We start from the raw sequence: 25,476 nt of genomic DNA, 5'->3' as shown, positions 1-25,476 counted from the left end.
GATATGGTACAGCTCGGTCTGGTGGTCGCCCAGTTCGACAAGGAGGGGTCGGTCGTCGACGCGATGGAGGCTGCGGCCCGCGAGGCCGCCGCCGAGCGCGACGCCGAGGTCGCCGCGACCGTCGAGGTGCCCGGCTCCTACGACACGCCGCTGGCCGCCGACCGGCTGGCCCGCCGCGACGACATCGACGCCGTGGCCGTCATCGGCGCCATCGTCGAGGGCGACACCGACCACGACGAGGTCATCGCCGACGCCGCCGCCCAGGGACTCACCGACGTGAGCCTCGACCGGGACACCCCGGTCGCGTTCGGGGTCATCGGCCCCGGCATGAGCGCGGCGGAGGCGAAGGCGCGCACCGACTACGGCGCGACCGTCGTCGACAGCGCCGTCGACCTCGTCGAACAGCTCCCGTGACCACACCGCGGACGACTACAGACACAACCATGGACTTCGCAGCACGCGTCGACAGGATCGAACCGAGCGCGACCGTCGCGATCAGCAACAAGGCCTCCGAGCTGGAGGCCGAGGGTGTCGACGTCGTCGACCTCTCGGTCGGCGACATCGTCGACTTCGACACCCCCGAGAACGTCAAGGAAGCCGGCAAGGCGGCGATGGACGCCGGCCACACCGGCTACACCCCCTCCAACGGCATCCCCGCACTCAGGGAGGCCATCGTCGACAAGCTCCGCGACGACGGCCTCTCCCAGTACGGGACCGAGAACATCGTCGTCACCCCCGGCGGCAAGCAGGGGCTGTTCGAGGTCTTCCAGACGCTCATCGACGACGGCGACGAGGTGGCGCTGGTCGACCCCGCGTGGGTCTCCTACGAGGCGATGGTGAAGCTCTCGGACGGCTCGCTGAACCGCGTCGACACCGCACAGTACGACTTCCAGCTCGAACCCGCGCTCGACGACCTCGCCGCGGCCGTCTCCGACGACACGGAGATCCTCGTCGTCAACTCCCCGGGCAACCCCCACGGCGCCGTCTACTCCGACGAGGCCCTCGAAGGGGTCCGCGACATCGCCGTCGAGCACGACGTGACCGTGATCTCCGACGAGATCTACAAGGAGATCACCTACGACGGCGTCGAGGCCACGAGCATCGGCACGCTCGACGGAATGGCCGACCGCACCATCACGCTCAACGGCTTCTCGAAGGCCTACGCGATGACGGGCTGGCGGCTGGGTTACTACGCCGCCCCCGAGTCGGTCGTCGACCAGGCCGGCAAGATCCACGGCCACTCGGTGACCTGCGCGGTCAACTTCGTCCAGCACGCCGGCGTCGAGGCCCTGGAGAACACCGACGAGGCCGTCGAGGAGATGCGCTCGGCGTTCGAAGACCGCCGCGACATGCTCGTCGATCTGTTCGCCGAGCACGGCAAGGACGTGCCCGTCCCCGACGGCGCGTTCTACCTGATGCTGCCCGTCGCCGACAGCCGGATCGACGGCGACGGCGACCAGCCACAGGACGTTGCCTGGGCCGAGGAGGCCATCGAGACGGCCCACGTCGCGACCGTGCCGGGCAGCGCGTTCGGCACCCCCGGCTGGGTCCGCCTGGCCTACGCCAACGACGAGGAGCGACTCCGCGAGGGCGTCGAACGCCTCGCCGAGCACGACCTGCTGTAGCTTCGCTCCGTTCGACCGGGCTCGGATTTTCCCGTCCGTCTCGCTGTCGGCGATGGTCGCGAAAACCGACCAGCGCCGCCGCTGGCGCCGGTTTCGCTCAGACCAGCCCGACGTGGCTGTGTCGCTTGTAGGCGAAGTACCCGAAGTAGAGCACGCCGGGGACGACGAGGACCGCCGAGAGCAGTCCGATCAGGAAGTGGTTCACCGGGTTGGGTCGCCACTCGCTGTTGAGCCGGACGAAGGTGGCGTCCCTGTAGATCCCGACGACGAACAGCGGGAGGCCCAGCATCGCGACGCCGAGCATGATGGGGTTGGCGGCGGCGCCGACGACGCCGACGATGCCGAGCGCGGCGCCGGCCATCGCGACGTACCACCACGCCTCCGAGCCGACCCAGTCGACGACGTACTCGTGGCGCTTGTAGAGGTAGTGTAACACGGCCAGCCCGCTGACGAAGAAACCGAGCACGACGTACAGCCCGGGGCTGGGCTCCCACTCCAGACCCTGCTCGGCCACCTTCGAGGCGTCGAGGTACAGGAAGAGCGGGACGGCGACGATCGACAGCAGCCCCAGTACGATGGCGAGCAGCCAGACGACCGCCATCCCGCCCACGAGCGCCGTGAAGCCGGCGCCCGTCGTGCCGGCCGAGGCGCCCGTCCCCGCAGCCCCCGCCGCGCCGGCACCCGCGGCGCCGCCGGAACTCGATCCCAGGCTCAACACACCCACGACGATGATCCCGATGCCGAACAGCGCCGAGAGGACCGTCGGCCCCAGCAGGAACAGTTCCAACCCCCGATACGCCCACGACGGCACGTCCTCCACCGTGACCCGTTGCATACCCCCCGAGGCGCGCCGCTGTGGATTAAATCATTCGTTGATTACACAATCTGCCGACACCCCGGAGCGTGCGTTCGACGGTGCGAAACCGACGGCTACCCGCGTTCGTCGAGGATCCGGTCGACGATCCGGCCCGAGGAGAGCAGCCCCTCGTAGTCGGGTTCGTAAGCGCTCGCGCGGCGGACCTCGCAGTCGATGCCCCGTTCGGCCAGCGCGGCGCGGACCCCCTCCTCGTCGTGGTGCTGGTCGTAGCCCAGGGCGATCACGGCCGGGTCGAGCTCCTCGATGGGCGCGAAGATGTCCTCGGGGTGGCCCAGTCGCGCCTCGTCGACGGGGTCGAGCCCGGCGACCATCTCCCGGCGCTGCGGGCCGGGGACCACCGGGGGTTCCTTGTGGGTCACGTTCGTCGAGCGGGCGACGATGACGACCAGCCGGTCGCCCATCGCCTTCGCGTCCCGGAGGTAGTGGAGGTGTCCGGGGTGGAGGATGTCGAAGGTGCCCTGTGCGACGACGAGGCGGTCGTCACCGGGTGGTCGCCGGTCGTCCGGTCCATCGTCGACTCGCTCCTCGGTCATCGCTCGCCCCACTCGTCGTCGGGCTCCGAGCGGAAGTCGGCTCCCTCGGTCCCGTAATCGCGCTCCTCCATGAGCTCGGCGTCGATGTCCTCCTGGGAGAAGTCGAAGAACTCGTCCTCGGGCATCTCGATATCGAGTACCGGCAGGTCGACGGGCTCGCCCTCGCGGTCGAACGCCTGCCAGTCCGACCGCCCGTAGGGCGCGCCGACGATGATGTGGACCTTCCCCTTGCCGAACGTCTGGAGGTCGGCGTCGCTCGGGCGGAGCACGCCGTTGGGGTGGGAGTGGATCGACCCCGCCGCCCGGGAGTTGTTGGGGATCATGCTGGAGTCGACGGTGGCGCTGACGGGGTTGGACTCGGTCCCCGGGATGACGAGCACGTCCGTCAGGACGGTGCCCTCGTAGTCGAGGTCGAACTTCCGGGCGTCCTCGCCGCGCAGAAACCCCATGTACTCGTCGGGGTGGGCGTCCTCCGAGGCCTCCAGCGCGAACTCCAGGGCGGCCTCGGCGATGCCGACCACCTCGCCCGAGCGGAACAGTCCCATACCAACGTCTCGGGTAGCCCGCGTAACAAGGCTTTCCAAACCATCTTTTTCGCGGAGGGGTGGGCAAACCGCGCCCACCCCTCCGCCAAAAACATGGGTGAAAAAGGCCGCTTCCGCGGGGCGTCGCCCCGCTCCAGCGGAAGAACCGGCGCCTTCGGCGCCGGATGCTCAATGCAGGTGATGGACTTAGCATGCGAGCATCCGTCGAGCGAACGCAGTGAGCGAGGCGGTTCACCGGACGCAAGCGAGCGAAGCGAGCGCGCCGTCCGGTCTTTTTTCCCCAAGTTTTTGCCACGGAGGATCCCCGCAGCGAGGCCGAAGGCCGAGCGAGGAGCTCTCCGTAGCAAAAAGTGGGTTTGCACGTCTACTTAGCAGATGATAGAGATGCAAGCGCATACTTCCGCCTTTAGGCGGAGGTCGAGCGACACTCGGCCCGTTTGTCGATGGAATTTAGCCCGTGGCCCCTGTCAACACGGATGCTACGGAGTCGGTGAGATGCCGTCCCCGAACCACAAGGGGTGGCGAACCGGCGGTGGTTCGCACGGCGATGACACGGACTCCGATGGGGCCTCATTGACCGGGCCACAGCCCTACGAGGGAGACAATCGAGAGTTCCCCCGGTGTGTCGCCGGTTCCCTCCGAGTGCGGGTTGGAACCGAAGGATGTCAACCGCCCGAATCCGATGGCCGGATTCCTCCGCCTTCAGGCGGAGGAGGAGGTCAATCGTTCCCAGTGTACCTGAAATCAACCGCTTCGTGACCTGTTTCGTGACGTTCTATATTGTCCCGCTTTTCCCCTGTTTTCGATCGGGAGTGTCCTCGCCGCGCGAAGCGCACCTGTGGTACCCCCGAGGGGAAAAGATGGGCGCCGATGTGTTTCCGAAGGTTAAACTGCGGGCGGGGCGGTATCGAGTACAAATGACTCCTGTACCTGACGCCGGGGATTCCGGCGTCGCCGTCCCCGATGGCGGGACGACCGTCTACGACCTCGATCCGAACTGCGACTTCGAGTACGTCTCCGAGGGCGATCTGTACCTCGCGGAGGTCAACGGCGTCGTCGAGTACGGCGTCTTCGTCGACCTCTCGGACGACGTGTCCGGGCTCGTCCACGCCTCGAACCTGCTGGGCACCTACGAGGTCGGCGACGAACTCGTCGTCGAACTCGAAGAAGTGCGGGAGAACGGCGACCTGGCCTTCGACGAGGTCGACCTGCCCGACTACGAGGTCGAGTCCGTCAGCCGCGACAGCCACGCCGTCGCCGACCTGGGCGATGTCGTCGGCGAGTCGGTCACGCTGGAGGGCGTGGTCGTCCAGATCAAACAGACCGGCGGCCCGACCGTCTTCCAGGTCCGCGACGCGACCGGCATCGCCCCCTGTACGGCCTTCGAGGAGGCCGGCGTCCGCGCCTACGAGGACGTGCAACTGGACGACGTGGTACGCGTCGACGGCTACGTCGAGACGCGCGAGGGCGCCGTCCAGGTGGAAATCGACGACCTGCAGGTGCTCGACGGCGACGACGCCGAGAGCGTCCGGGCCGAGCAGGCCGACGACCTCGACGCGCTGGCCGAGCCCCACGACCCCGACCCGCTCGTCGAGTGGGCGGCCTTCGAGAAACTGCGCGACGACCTGCGCGCGGTCGCCCAGCGACTCCGCCGGGAGATCCTGGAGGGGCGTCCCATCCGGATGCGCCACCACGCCGACGGCGACGGCATCTGCGCGAGCGTCCCGATGCAGGTGGCCCTGGAACGGTTCATCGCGGACACCTACGAGGACCCCGACGCCGCCCAGCACCTCCTCAAGCGGCTGCCGAGCAAGGCGCCGTACTACGAGATGGAGGACGTGACCCGCGACCTGAACTTCGCCCTGGAGGACCGCGAGCGCCACGGCCAGCGGCTCCCGCTGCTGCTGATGCTCGACAACGGCTCGACCGAGGAGGACACCCCCGCCTACCGCAACCTCGCCCACTACGACGTGCCCATCGTCGTCGTCGACCACCACCACCCCGACCCCGACGCCGTCGGCGACCTGCTCGACGAGCACGTCAACCCCTACCTCCACGACGAGGACTACCGCATCACCACCGGGATGATGTGCGTCGAACTCGCGCGGATGATCGACCCGTCGATCACGGACGACCTCCGACACGTCCCCGCGGTCGCCGGCCTCTCGGACCGCTCGGAGGCCGACGCCATGGACGACTACCTCGAACTCGCCCGCGAGGAGGGCTACGACGAGGCCGAACTCCGCGACGTTGGCGAGGCGCTGGACTACGCCACCTTCTGGCTCAAGTACGACGACGGCGGCCAGCTCGTCACCGACGCGCTCAACGTCGACTGCGACGACGAGGAGCGCCACCGCGAGCTCGTCTCGTTCCTCGCGACCCGCGCGGAGCGCGACGTGGAGCGTCAGCTCGACGCCGCGATGCCCCACGTGGAACACGAGCGACTCGACAACGACGCCCACCTCTACCGCATCGACGTGGAGAACCACGCCCACCGGTTCACCTACCCCGCGCCCGGGAAGACGACGGGGAAGATCCACGACTCGAAGGTCGCCGAGACCGGCGACCCCGTCATCACCATCGGCTACGGCCCCGACTTCGCCGTCCTCCGTTCCGACGGCGTCCGGCTGGACATCCCGACGATGGTCGAGGAACTGAAGGCGGAGGTCGACGGCGGCGGCGTCAGCGGCGGCGGCCACCTCGTCGTCGGCTCGATCAAGTTCGTCCGCGGGATGCGCGAGACCGTCATCGACGCGCTGGTCGAGAAGATGGCCGACGCCGAGATCGACGAGGAGCTCGGGAGTTCGGCGGCGTTCACCGAGGACTGAGCTCTCCCCTCCGGCAACGTCAGCCACCGACACCCACGTTCTCGCCGAACTCGATCCGGCGTGCGACGAGCACCGCGAGCAGTGCGCAACCGCCGACGCCTGCGACGATCCCGACCGGGGGCGACGGCCCGCTCCCCCCACCGTTCCAGTCGGCAGCGAAGGCCGCCTCGTAGTACTCGCCGACCGCCTCGCCTTCGAGCGAGAGGACGACCTCCCGGTTGCTCCGGACCGACTCGCCGTTCCAGTTGAGGCTGCCGACGAGCGCCTGGTCGCCGTCGATCACGACGCCCTTCGCGTGGATCTTCTCGAAGTCGCCCCCAGGTTCGGCGAGCCTCGCGGCGAGGGGCAGGTCCTCGCGCTCGGCCACGCCGCGGAGGTGTTCGACCAGCCGGCGGTTCTCCTCCTCGACGTACCACGCGCCGCTCAGCAGGACGCGCACGTCGACGCCGCGGCGGGCGGCCCGGACCGTCGCGCGGAGGAAGCGCTGGTCCCGCCCGTCGACGCTCATCTGGATCACGTCGATGGACTCGTCGGCGCCGGCGAGCGCGGCGGTGACCGCGCGGCCCGCGTTGTCCGGCGCGACGAACAGCCGGGTGCGGTTCACGGGCACCGTCTCCGGTTCACGGTGGCCGGGATACGAACCGTTCGCGACGCTCGCCCGGTCGAACGAGCGGCCGCGCCGGACCTGTGACCACGGGCGGGCGCCCCGCCACTCGGCGTCGGCGCGGAAGGTCTCGGCGAGCCCCTCGACGATCCGGGGCTGTGAGACGACCGCGCCCCACCCGCGGCTGGCGTGGCCGCCGGTCCCCGCGGGTTTCCAGTTCTCCGTCAGCACGACCGCGCGGCCGTCCGCGACGGCGTATTTGGGGTGGTGGAACGCGTAGCGGCCGTGGGGTCCGCCGAGGAGTTTCACGGTGACGCCGGCGTCGACGAGCGAGTCGAGCAGCCGGGCCTGCCGGTCGGTGATCCCGTCGACCGGCTCGGCGTCCAGGAGGACGCGCACGTCGACGCCGCGCCGCTCTGCCCGTTCGAGCGCCCGCGCGACGCGCCCGGAGGTGAACGTGTAGCCCGCCAGCAGGATCCGGCTGTCGGCACTGCGAAGCACGTCGAGCGGCACGCCCGGCGCGTCGGGGAGCGTGAACGCCCGCGCGGTTCCCCCGGTCGCGGTGACGACCGGCCGGTCGGTCCGGCCCAGCGGTCGCCACGAGAGGGTCCCGCGGTCGCCGAACCGGCCGATTTCGCCCTCGGGCGCCTCGCGGTACCGGGCGCGCGCGACGGTCGCGTTGCCGCGCCGGAGCCGGATCCGCTCCCCGCCGTTGGCCAGTGCGACGCTCCCGTCCGCCGCGACGACCGGGCGGCGAGTGAGGTTCCGGACCGGCCGGGGCGTGGTCGTGACGGCGACGCGACCGCCGACCGTCCGGTTCGGCAGGACGAGCTCGCCGTCGCCGTCGGAGAGCCGATACTGGCCGAGATCGGTTCCGTTCGGCGTGTCGAGGACGACGAACTCGCCGTGGTCGCCGTCGGCGACGGGGTTCGGGTAGACCGCCGCGATCCGCGGGTCCGTCGGCTGGTTCGCCCCCGTCGCCTTCGACGGTGTTCCGGGGTCGGCGACCACACCGACCGCCGGACCGACCGCTCCCGCGACCAGTAGACAGACCGCCGCGAGCCGGGCCACTCTGGACACGCGAGTCGCTGGTCCCGCTCTCCGATATAAACCTCCGGGGCGGTCGGTGAGGTTCGCTGCCGGGGAAGACGGAGGGCGACCGACCCGGGGACCCAGAGTTTATCCGCCATCCCGGGACCACTCCGGCGCGATGGACCCACTGGGCCCCGGCCTGGCCGTCGACCCGTCGGCGACGCTGCTGTTCTGCGGGTTCGTGGCCGGCGGGGTCGCCCTGGGGACCGTCAGCGGGCTGACGCCGGGGATCCACGCCAACACGTTCGCACTGTTGCTCGCCGGGATCGCGCCGGCGATCCCGGGGCCGGTCCGGTACGTCGGCGCGGCGATGCTGGCCGCCGGGACGGTCCACACGTTCCTCGACGTGGTGCCGGCGCTCGCGCTGGGCGTGCCCGACCCGGCGATGGCCAGCTCGGCGCTGCCCGGCCACCGACTGGTCCTCGCCGGTCGTGGTCGCGAGGCGCTCCGGCTGTCCGCGCTGGGGAGCGCCGGCGCCGTGGTGCTCGCGGTCCCCCTCGCAGTTCCGATGACCCGGGCGATGACCGCACTCTACCCGACGCTTCGGGCGAACCTGTCGATCCTGCTGGCCGGTGTCGTCCTCGTCCTCGTCGCCACGGAGTCGACGAACCGCGGGCGAGTGGGCGCCGCGCTGTCGGTCGCGGCCAGCGGCGGACTGGGCGCAGTCGCGCTGGACCTCCCCGCGGGCGGGCTCGTCGACTCCGGCGGGATGCTCGCGCCCATCTTCACCGGGCTGTTCGGCGCGCCGGTCCTGCTGGACGCGCTGACCGGCGAGGGCGTCCCCCCGCAGGACGACCCCGCCGTGGCGACCGCTCCGCGTACCGTCGCAGGGTTCGCGCTCGCGGGGACCCTCTCCGGCGCGGTGGTCGGGTACGTCCCGGGCGTGTCCAGCGCCATCGCCGCGACGGTCGCGTTGCTCGCCGTCCCCGGCGGTGGCGGGATCGGTGCGGAGCGCGAGCCCGACGGTGCGCGCGGATTCGTCGTCACGACCAGCGGCGTGAACACCGCGAATACGATATTTGCGCTGCTGGCGCTGATCGCCCTCGGGACACCCCGGACCGGCGTCATGGTCGCGATGGACGAGGCCGGCGTGCCGCTGGACCTGCCGCTGTTGCTCGGGAGCGTCCTCGCCGCCGCGGCCTGCGGGTTCGTGCTCGTGGTGACGCTGGGCGACGGGTACCTGCGGCTGGTCGGCCGGGCCGACTACACGCGGCTCTCTGTGAGCGTGCTCTGTCTCGTCGTGGTCGTGATCGCCGTGTTGACCGGCCCGCTCGGCGTCGGCGTGTTCGGTGCCTCGACGGTGGTCGGGCTGGTCCCCGTGACGTTCGGCGCTCGCCGGGCCTCGCTGATGGGTGTGTTGTTGGTTCCGTTGATTCTGGGTGTTTGAGTGGGTGATCGTGACTTGTTTTCGAGACCGCGAGTTCGGTGCTCGTTACCTGTCGTCTCGACTGCAGGGGACAGCAGATGATGAACGCCCTCGGCGCGCTCGCCAGGAGTTGGATCGACCGCACTCGACAGTAAGCGCTGAAAGCCCTCGGCGTGCTCGCGGTCGCTGAGACGGGATATCCGCGCTCTCCGCACCGCCCGCGCGGATAGTGCCCGCTCAGACGACTAAAATGAACGCGAGCCCGCCTCGCCCTTTCAGTCCGCCAGGACCGCACCGCAGACCGCCCCGCACAGCACCGCAGACCGCCACGAGCCTCCCCAGCCGATTCGCTCACTCGCTCCGCTCGCTCCCTCATCCCTCGCGCGGCTACGGTCGCGCGCATGAAAGCGCGCTCCAGCGCGCGCCACGGCGGACGGTCACAGGCGCTCAGATGTAGTCCTGCCCGCGGAAATAGGAGAGCATGACGAGGGCGACGAGCAACATTCCGACCATGACCGCGGGGTAGGCGTAGGGCCAGGCGAGTTCGGGCATGTTGTAGGGGCTGTCGGCGAAGTTCATGCCGTAGACGCCGACGACGAACGTGAGCGGGATGAAGATGGTCGCGACGACGGTGAGGACTTTCATCACCTCGTTGGTGGACTGGGAGAGGGTGTTGAGGTAGATGTCCCGCGCGCCGGAGGCCAGGTCGCGGTAGGTCTCGGTGAGGTCGACCAGCTGGACGAGGTGGTCGTACACGTCCCGGAAGTACTTCTCCGTCTCCTCGTCGACCTGGGCGGGGTCACCCCGGGCGAGGACGCCGACGGCCTCGCGGGTGGGCCAGGCGAGCTTGCGAAAGGAGAGGAGTTCGCGGCGGACGCTGTTGATGGCTTCGAGCGTCTCGATGTCCGTCGAGGTCGTGACGGCCTCCTCGACGGCCTCGATGTCGTCCTCGATCTCGTCGAGCAGGGCGAAGTACTCGTCGACGACAACGTCGACGACGCGGTAGGCGGTGAAGTCGGCGCCGCGGTGGAGGAGCCGCTCGTCGCCCGAGCGGACCGCCTGTCGGACGCCGTCGACCGGGTCCGCGGGGCCGGGCGAGAGGGTGACCAGCCAGTCGTCGCCGACGAAGACGCCGACGGGCACGTCCCGGATCTCCTCGTCGAAGGTGGTCTCGCCGCCGCGGAGCGCGGCGCGCTTGACGACGACGAGGGTGTAGTCGTCGTACTCCTCGGTCTTGGGGCGGACGCCCTTGCACACGTCCTCGACGGACAGCGGGTGGATGTCGAAGGCCTCGGCGACCCGGTCCATCTCGGCGCGGTCGGCGTCCGCGGCGTGGACCCAGGTCGTCCCCCGCGCGGCGCGGGCCGCGGCGAGGTCGTCGTACTCCGTGACTTCCTCGGCCCGGTAGACGAGCGCGGCCGTCACGACTCGCCCTCCGGCGGCTTCGACCGGCCGATGGCCGCGAGCGTGACGCCCACCATCACGGCGGTCACCGACAGCGACCGCCCTGGGTAGGGTGCGGCGACGGCGACCGCGTACCCGACGGTGCCGGCCGCGGTGAGCGCGAGGCCGACCGGGAGCGCCGCTCTCATGTCCCTCTCCGACGGCCGCGAGCGACAAAAGCGTATGCCGGCTGCAGTCGCCCGTCGGCCGTCAGGCGTTGGTCGCTCTCTGCCGCGCTCGCCACCGCGGAGGACAACTCCGGCGGGACAAGACACTTACCGGGTCCCGCGGAGTGGCCGAGTGTATGGTCCACTGCCCTGAATGCGAGACGGAACTCGCCGAGAAAGAGGACGTGGAGTTCGTCGACATGGACGCGAAGATGGCCGGGATCTTCCGCTCCTCCAAGCGGTTCTACGTGGTCGGGTGCGCCGACTGCGGCGCCGCGATCGGGAGCGGCGTCGCCGGCGGCGGCGGATAATCGAGAGGAAGCGAAAACGGCTCGGGCGGCGGCTGTCCTCTCACTCGGGCGGATGGCGGAGTCCGGCCAGCAACGTGTCGACCCGCGAGCGCTCGTCGACCGCCTCGGGGTGGACGGCGACGACGGTCACGAAGTCGCCGTCGTGTTCGACCGTCGCGAGGTGGATCGTCGCGTTCGTCTCCACGCCGCCCATCCGCTGGGTGGCGGTGTACTCCGAGACCGTCCGCGACTCGCCGAGGAACTCGACCGACCGGTTGGACTGGAACTCCACGTCCGACAGCCCGGACGAGGCGCTCACGAACCGGCGGAGGAGCCGTTCGTCCGAGAGCGACCCGATGGGGTTGACCGACGTGCCCGCGACCGTCGCGGCGGGCGACGTGAAGACGGTCACCCGCGCGAAGTCGCCCTCCACGCCCTCGGCCAGCGTGACGGTGCGGTTGTACCGCCGGAGTTCGCTAGAGACGACCACCTGGCGGGTCTGGCCCGCCACCGAGACGTTGTGCGTGCTGTTGGGCGAGCCGCTGGCCGCCAGCTGGTAGCCCGTCTCCTCCAGCGTCGCGTCGTCGACCTCCGTCGCGTTCGCGGCGAACCCGAGCGGTTCGCTCCCGGTGAGAAAGCCGATACACCCGGCCGTCGCAAGCAGGACGACGAGCGTGACGCCGATACCCGCCTCGCGTGACCGTATCATGTAACCGAAATTATCGCGGCGAAAGATAAACCCGCCGGCGCGGACCGGGGAGCGGCGGCGAGTGACACCGGCGGAAGTCGATGCCCGTGCTACTCGAAGCGGTAGGTCGGCCCGTCGTCGCTATCCTCGACCGCGACGCCGATGTCGTCGAGGCGGTCGCGCAGTTCGTCGGCCCGCTCGTAGTTGCCCGCCTCGCGTTCCTGCTCGCGCAGGTCGAGCACGAGTTCGACCAGGTCCTCGGCGACCCGCACCTCGCCGCCGTCGGCCGTCCCGAACGAGAGGCCGAACACGTCGCCGCCGAGTTCCTCGAAGGCGTCGATGGCCCGCTTGAGCCCCGGGAAGTCGTAGCGGTCGCGGTCGTCGACGTGGGCGTTGACCGCCGAGGCCAGCTCGAGGAGGGCGGCCATCGCCTCGCGGGTGTTGAGGTCGTCGTTCATCGCCGCCTCGAAGTCCGCGCGAGCCGACTCGACGGCCTCCCGCAGGGCCGGGTCGGCGGCGTTCGCGTAGGCGTCGACGCTGTCGGCGGCCTCGACCGCCCGCTCGTAGCCGCGTTCGAGCTGTTCCCACCGTTCCTCGGCCTCGGCCAGCGTCTCCTCGGAGAAGGTCGGATCCGCCGAATAGACGGTCGAGACGAAGAACGTCCGGAGGGTGTCGACGCCGAACTCCTCGATGGCCGCCCGCGCGGTCGTGAAGTTCTGCAGGCTCGAGGACATCTTCTCGTCGGCCACCTGGACCATCCCGGTGTGCAGCCAGTACTTCGAGAACTCCTGGCCCGTCGCGCACTCGCTCTGTGCGATCTCGTTTTCGTTGTGCGGAAAGACCAGATCCGACCCCGCGACGTGGATGTCGAAGGTCTCCCCGAGGTGGGTGGTCGACATCGCCGAGCACTCGATGTGCCAGCCCGGCCGGCCCTCGCCCCACGGCGAGTCCCAGGTCTGCGCCTGCTGGGCGGCCTCCTCTGCGGGCGCCGCGTCCTCGTGCTGGTGGTCCGCTATCTCCTCGGGGTCGACGCCGCCGGCCTTCCAGAGCGCGAAGTCCGCGGGGTTGCGCTTCTCGGCGAGTTCGTCCTCGTCGCCCTGGACCTCCGACTCCTCGACCTCCTGGTTGGAGAGCTTGCCGTAGTCGTCGTCGGCGGTCACGTCGAAGTACACCGACCCGTTGGACTCGTAGGCGTAGCCCTCCTCGATCAGCGTCTCCACCATCGCGATGATCTCGTCGATGTGCTCGGAGACGCGGGGATACACGTCGGCGCGCTTGAGGTTGAGCGCCCGCATGTCCTCGATGAACGACTCGGTGTAGTGGCGGGCGACCTCGGCTTCGTCCTCCCCCACTTCGCCGACGCGGGCGACGATCTTCTCGTTGACGTCGGTGAAGTTCTCGACGTGGCGCACGTCGTAGCCCAGGTACTCCAGCCACCGGTGGACCACGTCGGTGTGGGTCCACGTCCGGGCGTGGCCGACGTGGGCCGGGTCCGAGGTCGTCAGGCCGCAGAGATAGAGGGTGACCTCGTCGTCGTCGACCGGCTCGAACGCCTCCCGCTCGCCCGTGAGCGTGTTCGAAAGCTGGAGCGTCATTGTCGGATGCCAGCGCGGGCGTGCGCTTCAATCCGTCGGATGCGTGTCGGGAACTGCCACCCGGCGACACGCGCCGCGGGTCCGTCTCCGCGTGAGAACCAGTCAGGACAGTCCAAACCGCTCGACCTGTTCGGCCGGCGCGTCGAGTTCGGCCAGGGCGTCCCCGAGGAGTCCGCGCATGCGCTCCAGTTCCGCCGGCCGTTCGTCGACGAGATTCCGCTCCTGGCCCGGGTCCTCGGCGGTGTCGAACAGCATCGGTTCCGCCGCCTGTCGACGCCCCGACCCGGCGGGGTACCGCCAGACCGCGTCGTCGGCGTACGGCAAGCTGTCGACCTCCGCCTCCCCGTCTTTCCCGCGCATGTGCATCGTCGAGTAGATGTTCACGGTCGCGTCCGTGTCGCCGGGATGGAAGTAGGTGTACCGGCCGTCAGTGACGCAGGCGTCCGCGCCGAAGTAACCGTACAGGGCGTAGTCGCGATGGTGGTCGGCGTCACCGCGCACGAGCGGGAGGAGACTCCGGCTATGGGTACGGTTGGGGACCTCGGCGTCGAGGCTCTCCAGGAGGGTGGCGTAGACGTCCACCGCGGACGTGAGGGCGTCGACTCGTCCCGCGTGGCCGTCGGGGTGGTGGACCATGAGCGGCGTGTTCGCGATGGCGTCGTAGACCGGCATGTAGTTCTTCATGACGAACCCGTGTTCCCCGAGCATCTCCCCGTGGTCGGTGGTCACGACGACGACGGTGTCGTCCCAGGCGTCCTGGCGGTCGAGCCGGTCGAGCACGCGACCGAACCAGCGGTCGACCATGGTGACCTTGCCGGCGAACTGCGAGACGACGAACTCCAGCTGGCGGTCGGTCAGCCCCTGCTGCTCGACGGGAGCGTAGTCCGGCCAGTGAACCAGCTCCCGGTCCGTCGGATCCTCGTCGGTGTACATCGACGCGTACGGCTCCGGGCAGTGGAACGGTTCGTGGACGTCGAAGGAGTCGACGTAGCAGAACCACTGGTCCCACTCGTCGTTGTCACGCAGCCACTCCGCGGTCCGGGAGAACACCTTCGGGGCGAAGAAGTCCCGTTCGTCGAGGTCGTCGAACTCGGCGACGTTGCGAGCGTACGCGCCCGCACGTCCGGGTCCGGGGTCGGCCGGGTCGACGTCGTGGCGGTTGTCCTGGGCCAGGAGTCGCTCGTCGGGGAACCGCGGTGCGGTCTGCCAGTGGTCGTACTCGTGGCCGCGGACGAACTCGAAGCCGTCGTAGTCCTCGTAGTACCCGTGACTGCCGTGTTCGAAGTAGTGGTAGTGGTCGGTAACCAGTTGCGTGACGGCACCGGCCTCGCCGGCGAGGGCGGGGACGGTCGCGTCGTACGGCTCGACCGGACCCCAGGGCCGCCAGAGGAACTCCTGGATCCCGCACATGAACTCGCGACGCTGGGGCATACACGGCAGGCTCCCGGCGTAATGGTTCTCGAAGACGGCGGCCCGCTCGGCGAATCGGTCCAGGTTCGGCGTCGCGACGTCATAATCACACACGCGCGGTCGGTCGCGGTACGCACCGAGGAAATCCCGGCGGAGGCTGTCGATAGTGACCAGGAGGACGTCGTGGCCGGCCATGGGCACCAGTCGGTCGCCCGGTGTCAAGAAAGTCCGGCGTCCGGACCCGGGTCACCCTCCGAGCGCGTCCTCGACGGCCCGCACCGCATCCGCGCCGTCGCGGCGGCTGACGACCACGACCAGCGACCCGCCGCCGACGGCGGCCGCCTCCACGGCCACCCCGGCGGTCGCCAGCCGGCCGAGCACCTGCCGGAGCGCCGCGGCGTCGGCCTCGCCGCCCGCGGTGATCGCCGTCAGCGACCCCGCGTCCGGAACGAGCGCCAGGTCGCCCACCGCGAGGACGGCGTCGGCGGGGTCACCCTCGCCCAGTCCGCTCTCCATGCTCACCGGCGGGGCATCGCCTGGGCGCTCGTAGTCGGGCAGATCCTCGGCGAACCGGCGGAGCGCGGCGACCACCGCATCGGTCTCGCCATCCACGTCGAGAAAGCGGGCGGCGGCGGTGTAGTTGACCACGCCCGCCCGGAGCGCGTCGTACAGGAACGGGTGGCGCCGGACGGCCTCGCGGGTGTCCGCGGCGAGTGTCATACCCGCCGGATGGACGCCGGGTGCGAAAAATCCCGGGGTGCGGTCGAAATCTGTCGCTCCGGCGCCGCCGTCGGCGACGGCCAACGACACCCCTTTGGGGGACTCGTCCGTATCGGCGTGTATGGAAGCGCTCGTCATCGTCGCCCACGGCTCGCACCTCAACGCGGGGTCGAGCGCACCGACGTTCGACCACGCAGACACCATCCGCGCCACCGGCGCATTCGACGAGGTCCGGGAGGGGTTCTGGAAGGAGGAACCGTCCTTCCGCGAGGTCCTCCGGACCGTCGAGAGCGACGAGGTGTACGTCGTCCCCCTGTTCGTCTCGGAGGGCTACTTCACCGAGGAGGTCATCCCCCGCGAACTGCGCCTCGACGACTGGGACCCCGAAGCCTGGGATTCGGACGGCACCAGCGCCACGCACGCGACGCTCGAAGCGACGGACGTGGACAAGACGGTCCACTACTGCGGCCCGGTCGGCACCCACGAGGCGATGAGCGACGTGATCGTCCGCCGTGCGGAGTCGGTGACCGGCGACCCCGACGTGGGCGAGGTCTCCGACTCGTCAGACTCGGAGGCTCGTCGGAGTCTCTCCGACGGTGGGTTCGGCCTCGCCGTCGTCGGCCACGGCACCGAGCGCAACGAGAACTCCGCGAAGGCCATCGAGTACCACGCCGACCGCATCGCGGAGATGGATCGGTTCGACGAGGTGGAGGCGCTGTTCATGGACGAGGACCCCGAGGTCGACGACGTGACCGACTTCTTCGACAGCGACGACGTCGTCGTCGTACCCCTGTTCATCGCCGACGGCTACCACACCCAGGAGGACATCCCCGAGGACATGGGGCTGACCGACGACTACCGCGAGGGCTGGGACACCCCCGCCGAGGTCGACGGCCACCGGATCTGGTACTCCGGGGCCGTGGGGACCGAGCCGCTGATGGCCGACGTGGTGCTCGAACGGGCTGCCGACGCGGGCGCCGACGTGGCCGACGCTGTCGAGCGCGTGCGGGCGGAGACCGGGAGCGCCGAACCGGCCGACGACTGAGGTCGACGACCGTCGGACGACCCGGCGGGTGACCGCCGGCGGGGCGGTGACTGGAGGGCGATGCGTCAGGGGCGGCTACGAACCGTCGACCTCGGCGTCGTCGTCGGCGAGCGCCGCGCGGATCTCGCGGAGGGAGTTGATGCCGTACAGCCCGAGCGCGAGCCACGCGATCGAGAACACGACGCCGAGGACGGCGAACGCGAGGCCGAGGGTGGTCTCGTCGATTGCGACCATTGCACTCGAACGTAGCGCGCCGAACCAGTTAAGATGGTAGCCGCGGCTTCACTGGGTGAAGTCGAGCCACTGGCTTGACACTCCGGGAGGACGGTGGATACGTGTGGATGAGGACACCGACGTCGACACCGTGGCGTCGCTGCTCGGCGACGACTGCGCGCGGACGATCCTCGAAGCCACGGCCGCCGAACCGCTCTCGGCGGAAGAACTCGCCGAGCGCTGCTCGGTGTCCGGGCCGACCGTCTACCGCCGCCTGGAGACGCTTCGCGAGCAGGACCTGGTCGCCGAACAGACCCGCGTCGACGACGACGGCCACCACTACAAGGTGTACACCGCGACGCTCGACCGGGCCGTCGTCGACCTCACGGAGGACGGCTTCGAGATACGGCTCAGCCGCACCGGACGGATGGCCGACCGCTTCACCGAGTTCGTGGAGGACCTGAGATGAGCGCACCGCTACACTTCGCGGCGACGGCCAGCGGACTCGTCCCGGCTGTCACGACCACCCTGATCGCCGTCCTCGGATTCGCCGTCGGCTACGTCGCCTACCGCGGCTACCGCCGCAACGAGAGCCTGCCGATGCTGTTCGTCGCCGCGGGCTTCCTCGTCGCGTTCTGGACGCCCGGCGTCCTGTTCGGCGGGTTCGCGCTCCTCGACGCGGTCGCGACGTTCGCCCCCGGCCTGCGGTCGACGGTCCGCACCGCGTTCGCGCTGGCCGCCGACCTGGCGACGGTCGTCGGCCTCTGCTGTATCCTCTACGGGCTGTGGACCCCCCGGCGGTGACCGTCGTTCGTCGCAGACGGAGGGCTTTATTCGGGCGCGGTCCCTCACTCCGGGTATGAACGCGCAGGTGGACCCGGCGCAGGTGGAGGCGGTCGCCGAGGCCGCCGCGGACGGCATCGAGTTCGACGGGTTCGCGGCGGAGACCGAGGGCGAGGGGTACGTCCTCGCCACCGACGAGGGGTCGAAGCGGGTCGTCCACGGCGAGGACCTGTCCGACGCCGCCGCCGACTACGCCGCCCACGTCACCAACTGGTACTTCTGGCACGCCGAGGCGCCGCAGGCCGACGAGCGGTGGGCCTTTCTCCGCTGGCTCGAACGCGCCGACGACGAGCGGGTCCCCGACCGATACGACGCGCTCGCGGCGGGCCTCACCCGCGAGTGGGGCCAGCTACGGGTCACCGCCACCGTCGACGGGACCGGCACCCGGCGCTACGACCTCCGCCACGTCGACGACGCCGACGCCGACCCCGCCGACCTCGACGACCACGACGACCCGCTGGACGCCCGCGAGATCGCGAAACACGACGACCGCGAGCGCTACCGACCGCTCAAGACCGCGCCCACGCTGCGGACCGGCTGGTGGTTCCCCGACCTGGACGCGGCCGACCTGGTCACCGCCGTCGAGTACTTCTACCCGGCGACGGTCGCCAACTGGCACCGCGAGCGGCAGGGCGACCTCGACGTGTCCCACTGGCGCGACACCGTCGACCGCCAGACCGGGATCTACGGGGTTGTCAGCACCTGGGACCGCGGCGAGGGCCACGAGCACGTCGACTGGGTCGCGGAGGCCTGCTGCGACGATTCGCAGTGTCTCAAGCGTCGGGAGTGGCAGTACGACGACGAGACCGACCTCAACGTGGACGGCGGCGACGGCGAGTTCCCCTGCCGCGAACCGTGCTCGCTGGTCATCTCCGCCGCCCGCCGCTGGACGAAACTGGAGGGCGAGCAGTCCCGTACCTACGAGTTCGAGCTCACGCCCAGCGAGAAGGAACAGGTCGAGGCGATAATCGACGCCGTCGCGGACGGCCGCGCCGACGAGATCCGCGAGGCCGACGTGCGAGACGACGCCAACCGCTATCGCGCGCGATTCCTCCGCGCCAAGCGCTTCGACGAGGAGGGAAACCTCTCGGGCACGCCGACCGAGCCTGACGAAGGGGGAGACGCGAACGACGACGCCGAAAGCGGTGACGGCGAGGCGGGGTCGGCCGACGAGCAGGAAGCAGACGAGGAAGCGAGCGAGTAGACCAGGGCTGGGCGCCCCGGGTCACCGGGTCACTCGCCGGCGAGCGCGATGTAGACGGCGACGAGGACGCCGACGAGCACGGCGACCGCGCCGGCGACGACGACGATGTCGTCGACGAACACGACGAGCACCGCGGCGACGGCCAGCGCGGCGACGCCGAGGCCGAGGACGGCCAGTTGCGGGCTGGCGGCGACGGGGACGGACCCGCCGTCGCTGCCCTCGTCGGGCTCGCGGGGCTGGGGTTCCGAGAGGGACTCGTCGACCTCGACGGTGGACTCTTCCTCCTCGGGTTCGGTGATCCGGACGGTGACGTAGCGGGTCTCGGCGCCGTAGGCGGAGGCGATCTTCAGCGTCCCGGTCGCCTCGCCCGCCCCCTCGACGCCGACGTGGACCGCCCGACGGCTCTCCCCGTCGACGAAGTGGTTGCTGGCCTCCAGGGCCGCGATCTCCGAGAGGTCGTCGTCGAGGTGGAGGTGGACGTGGACCGACCCGCCGTGGTTGACCACGCCGATGTCGAACGACCCGTCCGTCTCGAAGGCGTCGGGCACCTCCAGCGCGTGGAGCGAGTCCCGGTTGACGTGGACGGGCAGCGTATCCCCTGGCACGTCTCCGAGTCGGCGCGGCCGGTAGAAAAAGGTTCAGGGCCGTCCGCCGCTCAGGCCGGCGCCTCGTCGCGCATGTCCGGCGGCAGCAGGTTCGGGATGCCGTCCTCGATGGGGTAGACCTCGCCGCAGTCGGTACAGGTGAGCGTCCCCGAGATGATCTCCTCGTCGTCGCGCTCGGTGACGTCGAGTTCGAGGTCGTGCTTGTCCAGCGGGCAGCAGACGATGTCCAGCAGGTCCTCCTTCATGGCCACACCTCCGGACGGCGAGCAAAAAAGCGTGCCGGACGGGTGCGAGCCGCCGTCGAACCCCGCGCCGGCCGGGACGGGACGCCGCCGACAGTCCGACTCGACTACCCGGGACGGGACGCCGCCGACAGTCCGACTCGACCCGCGGCCCATGCCGCCCGGGGTCACCCGGGAGGCGCCGGCAACAGCGCTATTGCATCCGCGGCGGTAGCGCCGCCATGGCACACCTCCCCGAGGAGCCGAAACGGTACGTCTGCGAACGGTGTCTGGTCGTCCACGCCGGGGTTCCCATCCACGAGTCCGGCGGGAGCCACAGCTTCGAGCCGCCGGACGCCTGCGGCGGCTGTGGCGCCTCGTCGTTCGTCGAGTTCGCCGACTGGGTCCACCACCACGAGTAGGCGCCGTCGGCGGCGGAGTGCGGGTCGTCCCCGCCGAGCTGCGCGGTCCGTCACTGACGAACGGCCCGGTCAGTCGCCGACGAGCGGCCCGACCCGGCGAACGTCGGCGGCGAGCCGGTCGGCGTGTTCCAGCCGGATGTCGCGGGCCTCGGACGGGGAGACGGTCGCCCGGCCGTCGATCTCGTGGGACACGGGGTCGTAGGCGGACACGTCGAAGCCCATCCGGTCGAGATACGACCGGACCGACGAGGAGGTAAGCCCGTCCCGGATCGCGTCGTTGACGTAGCCGATGACGGCGTCGAACTCCGGGAGGACGAGCTCGTCGTGACCGATCCGGCCGCGGTCGCCCTCGATCCGCACGTCGACCTCGTCCAGCCGGCCGACCAGCGCGGCGAGGCGGTCGGCGAGCCGGACCGCGTCGCTCGGGAGCGCGGCGTCGGGCGAGCGCCACTCGACGGTCGAGAACGCCTCGCGGAACTGGACCGGCGTCCAGACGGCGCTCTCGGGGTCGAAGTGTTTCGCGACCGCCCGGCGCTGGACGCCCGCGTCGATGGCGGCCGTCTCGAAGTCCTCGTAGCGTCGCTCCAGCCGGCGGGTGTACTCCTCGCGGTCGTCGACGTACGGCCACAGCCGGCCCTGGTGGGGGAGGTCGTCGTAGGCCATCCAGCGGTAGAGCTTCGAGCGCGCGCCCGCGGCGAGGCGCTGGCCCCGGAAGTACGGCGAGGCGTTGACAAGCGCCAGCGCCGGGTCGAGCGCGACGAAGGCGTTGTGCTGGTCGACCGCGACCCCGGGCTGTTGCTCGACGTGGACGTGCGTGCCCGCGCAGTGGCGGACGTACTCGAAGTCCGACCCGACGACCTCGTTCTGGACGCGCGTGCGGGCCGACGGGATCTCGGCGATCTCATCGGCGTGGACCGGCGTCGCGAGCGGGACGAGCCGCTTGCCGAGTTCGTCGGCACGGTCGAGGACCGTCGCCACCCGCTCCGTGAGTTCCTCGCGCAGCGCCGCCGTCGTCGCGCAGGGTGTCGTCTTGATCTCCAGCAGCGGCTCGACGAACTCCCGCTCGGCGCCGGGCGACGCGTCGACCAGCGCCCCCGGCTCCGTCAGCCGCCCCCGTTCGTCTATCACCCAGTACTCGACCTCGACGCTCCGCCGTATCGGTGAGTCGTGTGCTGACACTGTTCCCTCGTGCGACTCCGACCGCGGTTCATCACTCCCCGGGCTCGCCGACCCGGCCGAGCCCGTCCGTGTGTCTGATACACATACCCGTGGATCGGCAGCGGGCAAGTACCTTTCGCGGAGCGGAAAATATTGCAGGAGGGGTCGGTCGTGGTGGGGACGAGGCGCCGGTGTCCCGGGCCGAGAGGGGTCGGTGTCCCGGGCCGACGGGGTCAGTGTCCGCGAACCGACGGGGCCGGCGGCCATAAACCGGCGGGGTCGTCCGGGCCGGGGTCAGAAGGGGTACTCGCGAACGACGGTCTCCGAGCGGCCGGGGCCGACGCCGACGGCGTACACGTCAGCGTCGAGTTCGTCCTCGAGGTACGCGAGGTAGGTCTTCGCGTTCTCGGGCAGCGCGTCGTAGCCGTCCTCGGCGACTTCGCCCCAGTCACACTCCTCCCAGCCGTCGAACGTGCGGAACTCGGCCTCGCAGTCGGCCCACCGCTCGGTCGTGGCGGGCATGGTGTGCAGTTCCTCGCCGTCGAGCCGGTAGGCGTGGCCGACCTTCACCTCGTCGAGCCCGGCGAGGGTGTCGACGTGGTTGACGGCAAGCCCGGTGAAGCCGTTGACGCGGGCGGCGTGGCGCAACATTGGCACGTCGAGCCAGCCGACCCGTCGCGGGCGGCCGGTGACAGTGCCGTACTCGCCGCCCTCCTCGCGGATGTAGGTCGCGAGTTCCTCGCGTTCCGTTTCGGGGTTCTCGGGGTCGCCGTCGTAGCCCGGGGTGTCGCCGGGGACGCCGCCCAGTTCCGTCGGCATCGGGCCGCTGCCGACCCGCGAGAGGTAGGCCTTGACGATGCCGACGACCTCGCCGTCGCCGACGACGCCCGGGGCGACGCCGGAGCCGACGGCCGCGCCGCCCGCCGTCGGGGTCGAGGAGGTGACGAACGGGTAGTTGCCGTGGTCGATGTCGAGGATCGTACCCTGCGCGCCCTCGAACATCACGTTGTCGCCGGCGGCCAGCCGGTCGGCCAGGAAGTCGCCGGCGTTGACGGTCATGTCCTCCTCGGCGAGCCGTTCGCCGTAGCCGGCGAACTCGTCGTAGAGGGCCTCGACGTCGAGCGCCTCGGGGTCGTCCAGGTCGTCGGCGTCGAGGCCGAACACGTCCTCGACGAGGGCGCGCTTCTGCGGAACGGCGTACTCCAGCCGGTCCCGGAGGACCTCGGGGTCGAGCAGGTCGCCGACGCGGACGCCGCGGCGGCCGGCCTTGTCCTCGTAGGTGGGGCCGATGCCGCGGCCGGTGGTACCGATCTCGTCGTCGTCCTCGCTCTTGACTTCCTCCTCGATGCCGTCGAGGAGCCGGTGGTACGGGAGGATGACGTGGGCGCGCCGGGCGACGCGCACGTCGGGGTCGAGGCCGCGCTCGCGGAGGGCGTCGAGTTCGTCGAACAGCGTGCGGGGGTTGACGACGCAGCCGTTGCCGAGCACGTTGACCTTGCCGCGGATCGCGCCGCTCGGCACGAGCGAGAGCTTGTACTCCTCGCCCTCGTGGACGACGGTGTGGCCGGCGTTGTCGCCGCCCTGGTAGCGAACGACGACGTCGGCCGCCTCGCCGTAGACGTCGACGATGCCACCCTTCCCCTCGTCGCCGAGCTGCGAACCGACGATGGTGACGGTCATACACCCGAGATTCCGCTGGCCGGTGTAAACAGATTACGGTCCGGCGTTCGCCCCGCCGGGTCGCCCCGCCGCCCGGCCGACCGGGTGTCGCTCCCGACAGTCCGTGCGCTGTCCGGCGATCGACCGCTGCCGGTCGGCCGCCCGCCCGACCGGAATCGTTAACTGGTACCACGGGGAAGTCCGAAAGTGTTAGCCGGTCGCGCGGCCTCCGGCAAGAACGCCGCGGTCGGGGCCGCTCGCCCTCCGTCGATTCCCGGACCGACAGCAACCTTTAAAACCCTCAAACACAAGTTAACAATTGCCATGATAGACAGACTTGAGAAGGAAGTAGATATGCTGGAGCGTCATCTGCAGGTTCTGCGGATGGTGATCCAGAACGAGCCGATCGGGATCGTGAAGATGTCCAACGAGACGGGCTACCCCCACCACAAGGTTCGCTACTCGCTGCGCGTCCTCGAGGAGGAGAACCTCATCGAGCCGTCGAGCCAGGGGGCCATCACGACGGAACAGACGGGGGAGTTCGTCGAGGACCTGGACGACAAGATCGACCATATCATCGAGAAGCTCGAGGGCATGAAGATCGAGGAAGCGGCCGAAGTCGAGAACTGAATTTTCGGGACCGCAGTCGAGCACTGCGCTTTCGGGACCGTCTCAGAGTTCCGGGACCGCCAGGTGGAACTTCTCCTCTCGCGCCTCGACGAGACAGAGGTGATACCCCTGTTTGCGGGTCAGCTTCACGAAGCTCTCCCGCTTGTCGCGGCTGAGCAGCCCCCCGCTGGTCGCCTCTGCGGCCGTCTCCAGCGCCTCCGGCTCGAAGAAGCTCGACGTGACGAGGAACGACGCGCCCAGCGACTCCGTGGACTCGCCGACGTGCGAGGAGGCCGTCACGAGCGACGACATCATGCTCTCGGAGGCCGCCTGCCGGGAGTCGTTCATATTCGCGGTCAGCAGGGCGTTGCCCATCCGGTCGCGCATCACCACGTCGAACGACTCCTGGCTCCGGCGCTCCTGACCGTCCTCGGTGTACTCGGTGCTGACCGACCCGTTGAGCTCGGCGCGGTCGATCTTCGGGATCGCGTCGTAGAGGTCCTGCAGCGCCGACACCTTGCCGGTGTCGCGGATCTCGTAGAGCAGGTCCTCGATCACCCAGGTGACGAAGCGGAACTGCATCGTGTCGTGGAGGAACTCGTCGAACGGGCGGCCGCCGACCGAGACCGAGTCGCTGTCGAACTGGGTGTGGTACTCCAGGCCGAGGTTCTCGGCGACCTCCTGGCGGCCCGCCTCGCCGGCGTGGGCCGTCTCCAGCGTCGGCTTGCCCTTCGACCCGTAGCGGACGAAGAGGTTCGTCTGGTCGAGCGCCTCGCCCGGACTCAGCCGCTGTTCGGCGTCGACCGCCGCGCCGAATTCCTCCTCGATCTCGGCGATCTGGCCCTCAAGTCGCTCGATTTCGGACTGTAGCTCCGCGACCTCCGACTCCAGCTCGTCGCGTTCGCGCTCCAGGTCGTCGCGTTCGGACTCGACGCGCTCGATGCGGGACTGCAGGTCGTCACGCTCGGCGCGCACGTCCTCCAGCTGCGACCGGAGGTCGTCGCGTTCGTCCTCGGCGGCCGCGAGATCCGCCTCGAGCTGCTCGATCTCGCGCTCGCGGTCGGCCAGCTCCTCTTCGAGCTCCGCGACCCGCTCGTCGGCCCCCTGACGCCGGGGTTCGGGCTCGCTCGCCCGCGACTCCGCCGGCGACCCGTTCGCGGTCCGCGGCTCGCTCGACTGGGCTTCGGGGCGCGTCTCCGAGGCGTTCGCGGTCCCCCGGTCGCGGGGATCGGTCCTGCCGCCCCGGTCGCCGCCCTCGCGGGCGGGCGAGGCGGAGTCGGCGCGGTCCTCGACCGCCGACGTGGCGGCGTGGTTCGGCGAGCCTGTCGCCGCAGCGTCGTCGGGCGTCGCCGCAGCGGCGGCGGCCCCGTCGTCGGACTCCCGGCTGGTCGTCCGCGAGGGGTCCAGCGACGGGATGGAGTGGGTCTCCAGCTGGTCCGGACTGGTGGCGGCGCCCGCCGCGTTCCCGGCGTCGGCGCCCCTGCCGGTCCCCTGGGGCTCGTCCGTGGGAGCGCCCGCGTCGGCGGTCCGTCCCGGCGAATCGGCCGCGCCGCCGGCCTGGTCGCGGACCGCGTCGTGGCCCGGATCGCTCGCCCGCGCGTCGGTCGTCCGCGGCTCCGCCGACTCGCCCTGTCGACGGTCGGGCGACCCTGCGCGGCCGGAACTCGCGCGGGACTCGCGGTCGGCGGGGGCGTCCGGGTCGCGACCCGCGCGT

Annotated in this window: 27 protein-coding genes; 11 read left to right on the top strand and 16 right to left on the bottom strand. The window is 70.3% G+C overall.

The window, feature by feature from the left end:
* Positions 1-3 precede the first annotated feature (3 nt).
* Both ribH and ACMGFG_RS11470 read left to right on the top strand, forming a co-directional pair.
* A complete protein-coding gene (gene ribH / locus ACMGFG_RS11475; protein WP_436930468.1) occupies positions 4-414 on the top strand; it encodes a 6,7-dimethyl-8-ribityllumazine synthase in 411 nt (136 codons plus the stop codon).
* A gap of 29 nt (positions 415-443) precedes the next feature.
* Positions 444-1,625 (top strand): pyridoxal phosphate-dependent aminotransferase, encoded by a 1,182-nt coding sequence (locus tag ACMGFG_RS11470; protein WP_436930467.1) that lies wholly within the window; start codon positions 444-446, stop codon positions 1,623-1,625.
* A gap of 97 nt (positions 1,626-1,722) precedes the next feature.
* Here ACMGFG_RS11470 and ACMGFG_RS11465 read toward each other — a convergent pair whose 3' ends face one another.
* The 3 genes from ACMGFG_RS11465 to ACMGFG_RS11455 form a co-directional block, all read right to left on the bottom strand.
* Positions 1,723-2,460, bottom strand: coding sequence for a hypothetical protein (locus tag ACMGFG_RS11465; protein WP_436930466.1), 738 nt, complete (start codon positions 2,458-2,460; stop codon positions 1,723-1,725).
* Positions 2,461-2,555: 95 nt separating this feature from the next.
* Positions 2,556-3,035 (bottom strand): FAD synthase family protein, encoded by a 480-nt coding sequence (locus ACMGFG_RS11460; protein ID WP_436930465.1) that lies wholly within the window; start codon positions 3,033-3,035, stop codon positions 2,556-2,558.
* Positions 3,032-3,580: a JAB/MPN domain protein-containing protein gene (locus tag ACMGFG_RS11455; protein ID WP_436930464.1), complete on the bottom strand. Its 549-nt coding sequence runs from the start codon at positions 3,578-3,580 to the stop codon at positions 3,032-3,034. Before ACMGFG_RS11455 ends, ACMGFG_RS11460 begins: the two co-directional genes overlap by 4 nt.
* Positions 3,581-4,497: 917 nt before the next feature.
* On the opposite strand from ACMGFG_RS11455, the gene han reads away from it, so the two are divergent.
* Positions 4,498-6,408 carry a Hef-associated nuclease gene (gene han, locus ACMGFG_RS11450; RefSeq protein WP_436930463.1) on the top strand — a complete coding sequence of 637 codons (1,911 nt, stop codon included), beginning with the start codon at positions 4,498-4,500 and terminating at the stop codon, positions 6,406-6,408.
* A gap of 19 nt (positions 6,409-6,427) precedes the next feature.
* On the opposite strand, the gene ACMGFG_RS11445 is transcribed toward han, so the two are convergent.
* A complete protein-coding gene (locus tag ACMGFG_RS11445; RefSeq protein ID WP_436930462.1) occupies positions 6,428-8,092 on the bottom strand; it encodes a phospholipase D-like domain-containing protein in 1,665 nt (554 codons plus the stop codon).
* Between the two features lie 130 nt (positions 8,093-8,222).
* On the opposite strand from ACMGFG_RS11445, the gene ACMGFG_RS11440 reads away from it, so the two are divergent.
* A complete protein-coding gene (locus ACMGFG_RS11440) occupies positions 8,223-9,491 on the top strand; it encodes a tripartite tricarboxylate transporter permease (RefSeq protein ID WP_436930461.1) in 1,269 nt (422 codons plus the stop codon).
* Between the two features lie 426 nt (positions 9,492-9,917).
* Here ACMGFG_RS11440 and corA read toward each other — a convergent pair whose 3' ends face one another.
* Both corA and ACMGFG_RS11430 read right to left on the bottom strand, forming a co-directional pair.
* A complete protein-coding gene (gene corA / locus ACMGFG_RS11435; protein WP_436930460.1) occupies positions 9,918-10,895 on the bottom strand; it encodes a magnesium/cobalt transporter CorA in 978 nt (325 codons plus the stop codon).
* Positions 10,892-11,062 carry a hypothetical protein gene (locus ACMGFG_RS11430; protein ID WP_436930459.1) on the bottom strand — a complete coding sequence of 57 codons (171 nt, stop codon included), beginning with the start codon at positions 11,060-11,062 and terminating at the stop codon, positions 10,892-10,894. The genes corA and ACMGFG_RS11430 overlap by 4 nt, the downstream gene beginning before the upstream one ends.
* 155 nt (positions 11,063-11,217) lie before the next feature.
* Between ACMGFG_RS11430 and ACMGFG_RS11425 the strand changes: the two genes are divergently transcribed.
* Complete coding sequence (locus ACMGFG_RS11425) at positions 11,218-11,391, top strand: hypothetical protein (protein WP_436930458.1); 174 nt, start codon at positions 11,218-11,220, stop codon at positions 11,389-11,391.
* 40 nt (positions 11,392-11,431) lie between these two features.
* Here the strand turns inward: ACMGFG_RS11425 and ACMGFG_RS11420 are convergent, their stop codons facing one another.
* From ACMGFG_RS11420 to ACMGFG_RS11405, 4 genes are all read right to left on the bottom strand, one after another.
* Positions 11,432-12,079 (bottom strand): DUF6517 family protein, encoded by a 648-nt coding sequence (locus tag ACMGFG_RS11420; protein WP_436930457.1) that lies wholly within the window; start codon positions 12,077-12,079, stop codon positions 11,432-11,434.
* 89 nt (positions 12,080-12,168) lie between these two features.
* On the bottom strand, positions 12,169-13,653 hold the full coding sequence (cysS, locus tag ACMGFG_RS11415; RefSeq protein ID WP_436930456.1) for a cysteine--tRNA ligase: 1,485 nt from the start codon (positions 13,651-13,653) through the stop codon (positions 12,169-12,171).
* A 102-nt stretch (positions 13,654-13,755) separates the two neighbouring features.
* Positions 13,756-15,258, bottom strand: coding sequence for a sulfatase family protein (locus tag ACMGFG_RS11410; RefSeq protein WP_436930455.1), 1,503 nt, complete (start codon positions 15,256-15,258; stop codon positions 13,756-13,758).
* A gap of 51 nt (positions 15,259-15,309) precedes the next feature.
* Positions 15,310-15,783, bottom strand: a complete 474-nt coding sequence (locus tag ACMGFG_RS11405) for a DUF7523 family protein (RefSeq protein WP_436930454.1) — start codon at positions 15,781-15,783, stop codon at positions 15,310-15,312.
* A 121-nt stretch (positions 15,784-15,904) separates the two neighbouring features.
* Here ACMGFG_RS11405 and ACMGFG_RS11400 point away from each other — a divergent pair, with 121 nt between their 5' ends.
* Positions 15,905-16,828, top strand: coding sequence for a CbiX/SirB N-terminal domain-containing protein (locus ACMGFG_RS11400; RefSeq protein ID WP_436930453.1), 924 nt, complete (start codon positions 15,905-15,907; stop codon positions 16,826-16,828).
* A 75-nt stretch (positions 16,829-16,903) separates the two neighbouring features.
* Here ACMGFG_RS11400 and ACMGFG_RS11395 read toward each other — a convergent pair whose 3' ends face one another.
* Complete coding sequence (locus tag ACMGFG_RS11395) at positions 16,904-17,062, bottom strand: hypothetical protein (protein ID WP_436930452.1); 159 nt, start codon at positions 17,060-17,062, stop codon at positions 16,904-16,906.
* Between the two features lie 103 nt (positions 17,063-17,165).
* Between ACMGFG_RS11395 and ACMGFG_RS11390 the strand changes: the two genes are divergently transcribed.
* Genes ACMGFG_RS11390 through ACMGFG_RS11380 form a run of 3 tightly spaced genes read left to right on the top strand, consistent with a single transcriptional unit; the run spans position 17,166 to position 19,088 of the window.
* On the top strand, positions 17,166-17,510 hold the full coding sequence (locus ACMGFG_RS11390; RefSeq protein ID WP_436930451.1) for an ArsR/SmtB family transcription factor: 345 nt from the start codon (positions 17,166-17,168) through the stop codon (positions 17,508-17,510).
* The gene (locus ACMGFG_RS11385; protein ID WP_436930450.1) at positions 17,507-17,845 is read left to right on the top strand and encodes a DUF7521 family protein; all 339 of its coding nucleotides are present in this window, start codon (positions 17,507-17,509) and stop codon (positions 17,843-17,845) included. Before ACMGFG_RS11390 ends, ACMGFG_RS11385 begins: the two co-directional genes overlap by 4 nt.
* 55 nt (positions 17,846-17,900) lie before the next feature.
* Positions 17,901-19,088, top strand: a complete 1,188-nt coding sequence (locus tag ACMGFG_RS11380; protein ID WP_436930449.1) for a DR2241 family protein — start codon at positions 17,901-17,903, stop codon at positions 19,086-19,088.
* 29 nt (positions 19,089-19,117) lie between these two features.
* Here ACMGFG_RS11380 and ACMGFG_RS11375 read toward each other — a convergent pair whose 3' ends face one another.
* The gene (locus ACMGFG_RS11375) at positions 19,118-19,693 is read right to left on the bottom strand and encodes a DUF7524 family protein (protein WP_436930448.1); all 576 of its coding nucleotides are present in this window, start codon (positions 19,691-19,693) and stop codon (positions 19,118-19,120) included.
* Between the two features lie 50 nt (positions 19,694-19,743).
* Positions 19,744-19,938: a methytransferase partner Trm112 gene (locus tag ACMGFG_RS11370; protein WP_436930447.1), complete on the bottom strand. Its 195-nt coding sequence runs from the start codon at positions 19,936-19,938 to the stop codon at positions 19,744-19,746.
* Between the two features lie 218 nt (positions 19,939-20,156).
* Between ACMGFG_RS11370 and ACMGFG_RS11365 the strand changes: the two genes are divergently transcribed.
* Positions 20,157-20,336 carry a hypothetical protein gene (locus ACMGFG_RS11365; RefSeq protein ID WP_436930446.1) on the top strand — a complete coding sequence of 60 codons (180 nt, stop codon included), beginning with the start codon at positions 20,157-20,159 and terminating at the stop codon, positions 20,334-20,336.
* A gap of 69 nt (positions 20,337-20,405) precedes the next feature.
* Here the strand turns inward: ACMGFG_RS11365 and ACMGFG_RS11360 are convergent, their stop codons facing one another.
* Both ACMGFG_RS11360 and ACMGFG_RS11355 read right to left on the bottom strand, forming a co-directional pair.
* On the bottom strand, positions 20,406-21,515 hold the full coding sequence (locus ACMGFG_RS11360) for a glutamate-cysteine ligase family protein (protein WP_436930445.1): 1,110 nt from the start codon (positions 21,513-21,515) through the stop codon (positions 20,406-20,408).
* A gap of 273 nt (positions 21,516-21,788) precedes the next feature.
* Positions 21,789-23,174, bottom strand: a complete 1,386-nt coding sequence (locus ACMGFG_RS11355) for an adenylosuccinate synthase (protein ID WP_436930444.1) — start codon at positions 23,172-23,174, stop codon at positions 21,789-21,791.
* 303 nt (positions 23,175-23,477) lie between these two features.
* Here ACMGFG_RS11355 and ACMGFG_RS11350 point away from each other — a divergent pair, with 303 nt between their 5' ends.
* Positions 23,478-23,783: a hypothetical protein gene (locus ACMGFG_RS11350; protein ID WP_135364319.1), complete on the top strand. Its 306-nt coding sequence runs from the start codon at positions 23,478-23,480 to the stop codon at positions 23,781-23,783.
* Positions 23,784-23,825: 42 nt separating this feature from the next.
* Here the strand turns inward: ACMGFG_RS11350 and ACMGFG_RS11345 are convergent.
* Positions 23,826-25,476, bottom strand: a 1,651-nt coding sequence (locus tag ACMGFG_RS11345) for a DUF7527 domain-containing protein (protein ID WP_436930443.1), incomplete at its 5' end; no start/stop codon positions are given.

Source organism: Halosimplex halobium (assembly GCF_051414055.1).
GTDB lineage: Archaea > Halobacteriota > Halobacteria > Halobacteriales > Haloarculaceae > Halosimplex > Halosimplex halobium.
Note: the sequence above shows the minus strand (reverse complement) of the source record. Positions and strands in the feature narration are given on the sequence as shown.

Excerpts from the sequence above, each read along its gene's own strand:
- ribH (WP_436930468.1), top strand. The coding sequence starts at position 4 with ATGGTACAGCTCGGTCTGGTGGTCGCCCAGTTCGACAAGGAGGGGTCG.
- ACMGFG_RS11470 (WP_436930467.1), top strand. The coding sequence starts at position 444 with ATGGACTTCGCAGCACGCGTCGACAGGATCGAACCGAGCGCGACCGTC.
- ACMGFG_RS11465 (WP_436930466.1), bottom strand. The coding sequence starts at position 2,460 with ATGCAACGGGTCACGGTGGAGGACGTGCCGTCGTGGGCGTATCGGGGG.
- ACMGFG_RS11460 (WP_436930465.1), bottom strand. The coding sequence starts at position 3,035 with ATGACCGAGGAGCGAGTCGACGATGGACCGGACGACCGGCGACCACCC.
- ACMGFG_RS11455 (WP_436930464.1), bottom strand. The coding sequence starts at position 3,580 with ATGGGACTGTTCCGCTCGGGCGAGGTGGTCGGCATCGCCGAGGCCGCC.
- han (WP_436930463.1), top strand. The coding sequence starts at position 4,498 with ATGACTCCTGTACCTGACGCCGGGGATTCCGGCGTCGCCGTCCCCGAT.
- ACMGFG_RS11440 (WP_436930461.1), top strand. The coding sequence starts at position 8,223 with ATGGACCCACTGGGCCCCGGCCTGGCCGTCGACCCGTCGGCGACGCTG.
- ACMGFG_RS11430 (WP_436930459.1), bottom strand. The coding sequence starts at position 11,062 with ATGAGAGCGGCGCTCCCGGTCGGCCTCGCGCTCACCGCGGCCGGCACC.
- ACMGFG_RS11425 (WP_436930458.1), top strand. The coding sequence starts at position 11,218 with ATGGTCCACTGCCCTGAATGCGAGACGGAACTCGCCGAGAAAGAGGAC.
- ACMGFG_RS11420 (WP_436930457.1), bottom strand. The coding sequence starts at position 12,079 with ATGATACGGTCACGCGAGGCGGGTATCGGCGTCACGCTCGTCGTCCTG.
- cysS (WP_436930456.1), bottom strand. The coding sequence starts at position 13,653 with ATGACGCTCCAGCTTTCGAACACGCTCACGGGCGAGCGGGAGGCGTTC.
- ACMGFG_RS11410 (WP_436930455.1), bottom strand. The coding sequence starts at position 15,258 with ATGGCCGGCCACGACGTCCTCCTGGTCACTATCGACAGCCTCCGCCGG.
- ACMGFG_RS11405 (WP_436930454.1), bottom strand. The coding sequence starts at position 15,783 with ATGACACTCGCCGCGGACACCCGCGAGGCCGTCCGGCGCCACCCGTTC.
- ACMGFG_RS11400 (WP_436930453.1), top strand. The coding sequence starts at position 15,905 with ATGGAAGCGCTCGTCATCGTCGCCCACGGCTCGCACCTCAACGCGGGG.
- ACMGFG_RS11395 (WP_436930452.1), bottom strand. The coding sequence starts at position 17,062 with ATGGTCGCAATCGACGAGACCACCCTCGGCCTCGCGTTCGCCGTCCTC.
- ACMGFG_RS11385 (WP_436930450.1), top strand. The coding sequence starts at position 17,507 with ATGAGCGCACCGCTACACTTCGCGGCGACGGCCAGCGGACTCGTCCCG.
- ACMGFG_RS11380 (WP_436930449.1), top strand. The coding sequence starts at position 17,901 with ATGAACGCGCAGGTGGACCCGGCGCAGGTGGAGGCGGTCGCCGAGGCC.
- ACMGFG_RS11370 (WP_436930447.1), bottom strand. The coding sequence starts at position 19,938 with ATGAAGGAGGACCTGCTGGACATCGTCTGCTGCCCGCTGGACAAGCAC.
- ACMGFG_RS11365 (WP_436930446.1), top strand. The coding sequence starts at position 20,157 with ATGGCACACCTCCCCGAGGAGCCGAAACGGTACGTCTGCGAACGGTGT.
- ACMGFG_RS11355 (WP_436930444.1), bottom strand. The coding sequence starts at position 23,174 with ATGACCGTCACCATCGTCGGTTCGCAGCTCGGCGACGAGGGGAAGGGT.
- ACMGFG_RS11350 (WP_135364319.1), top strand. The coding sequence starts at position 23,478 with ATGATAGACAGACTTGAGAAGGAAGTAGATATGCTGGAGCGTCATCTG.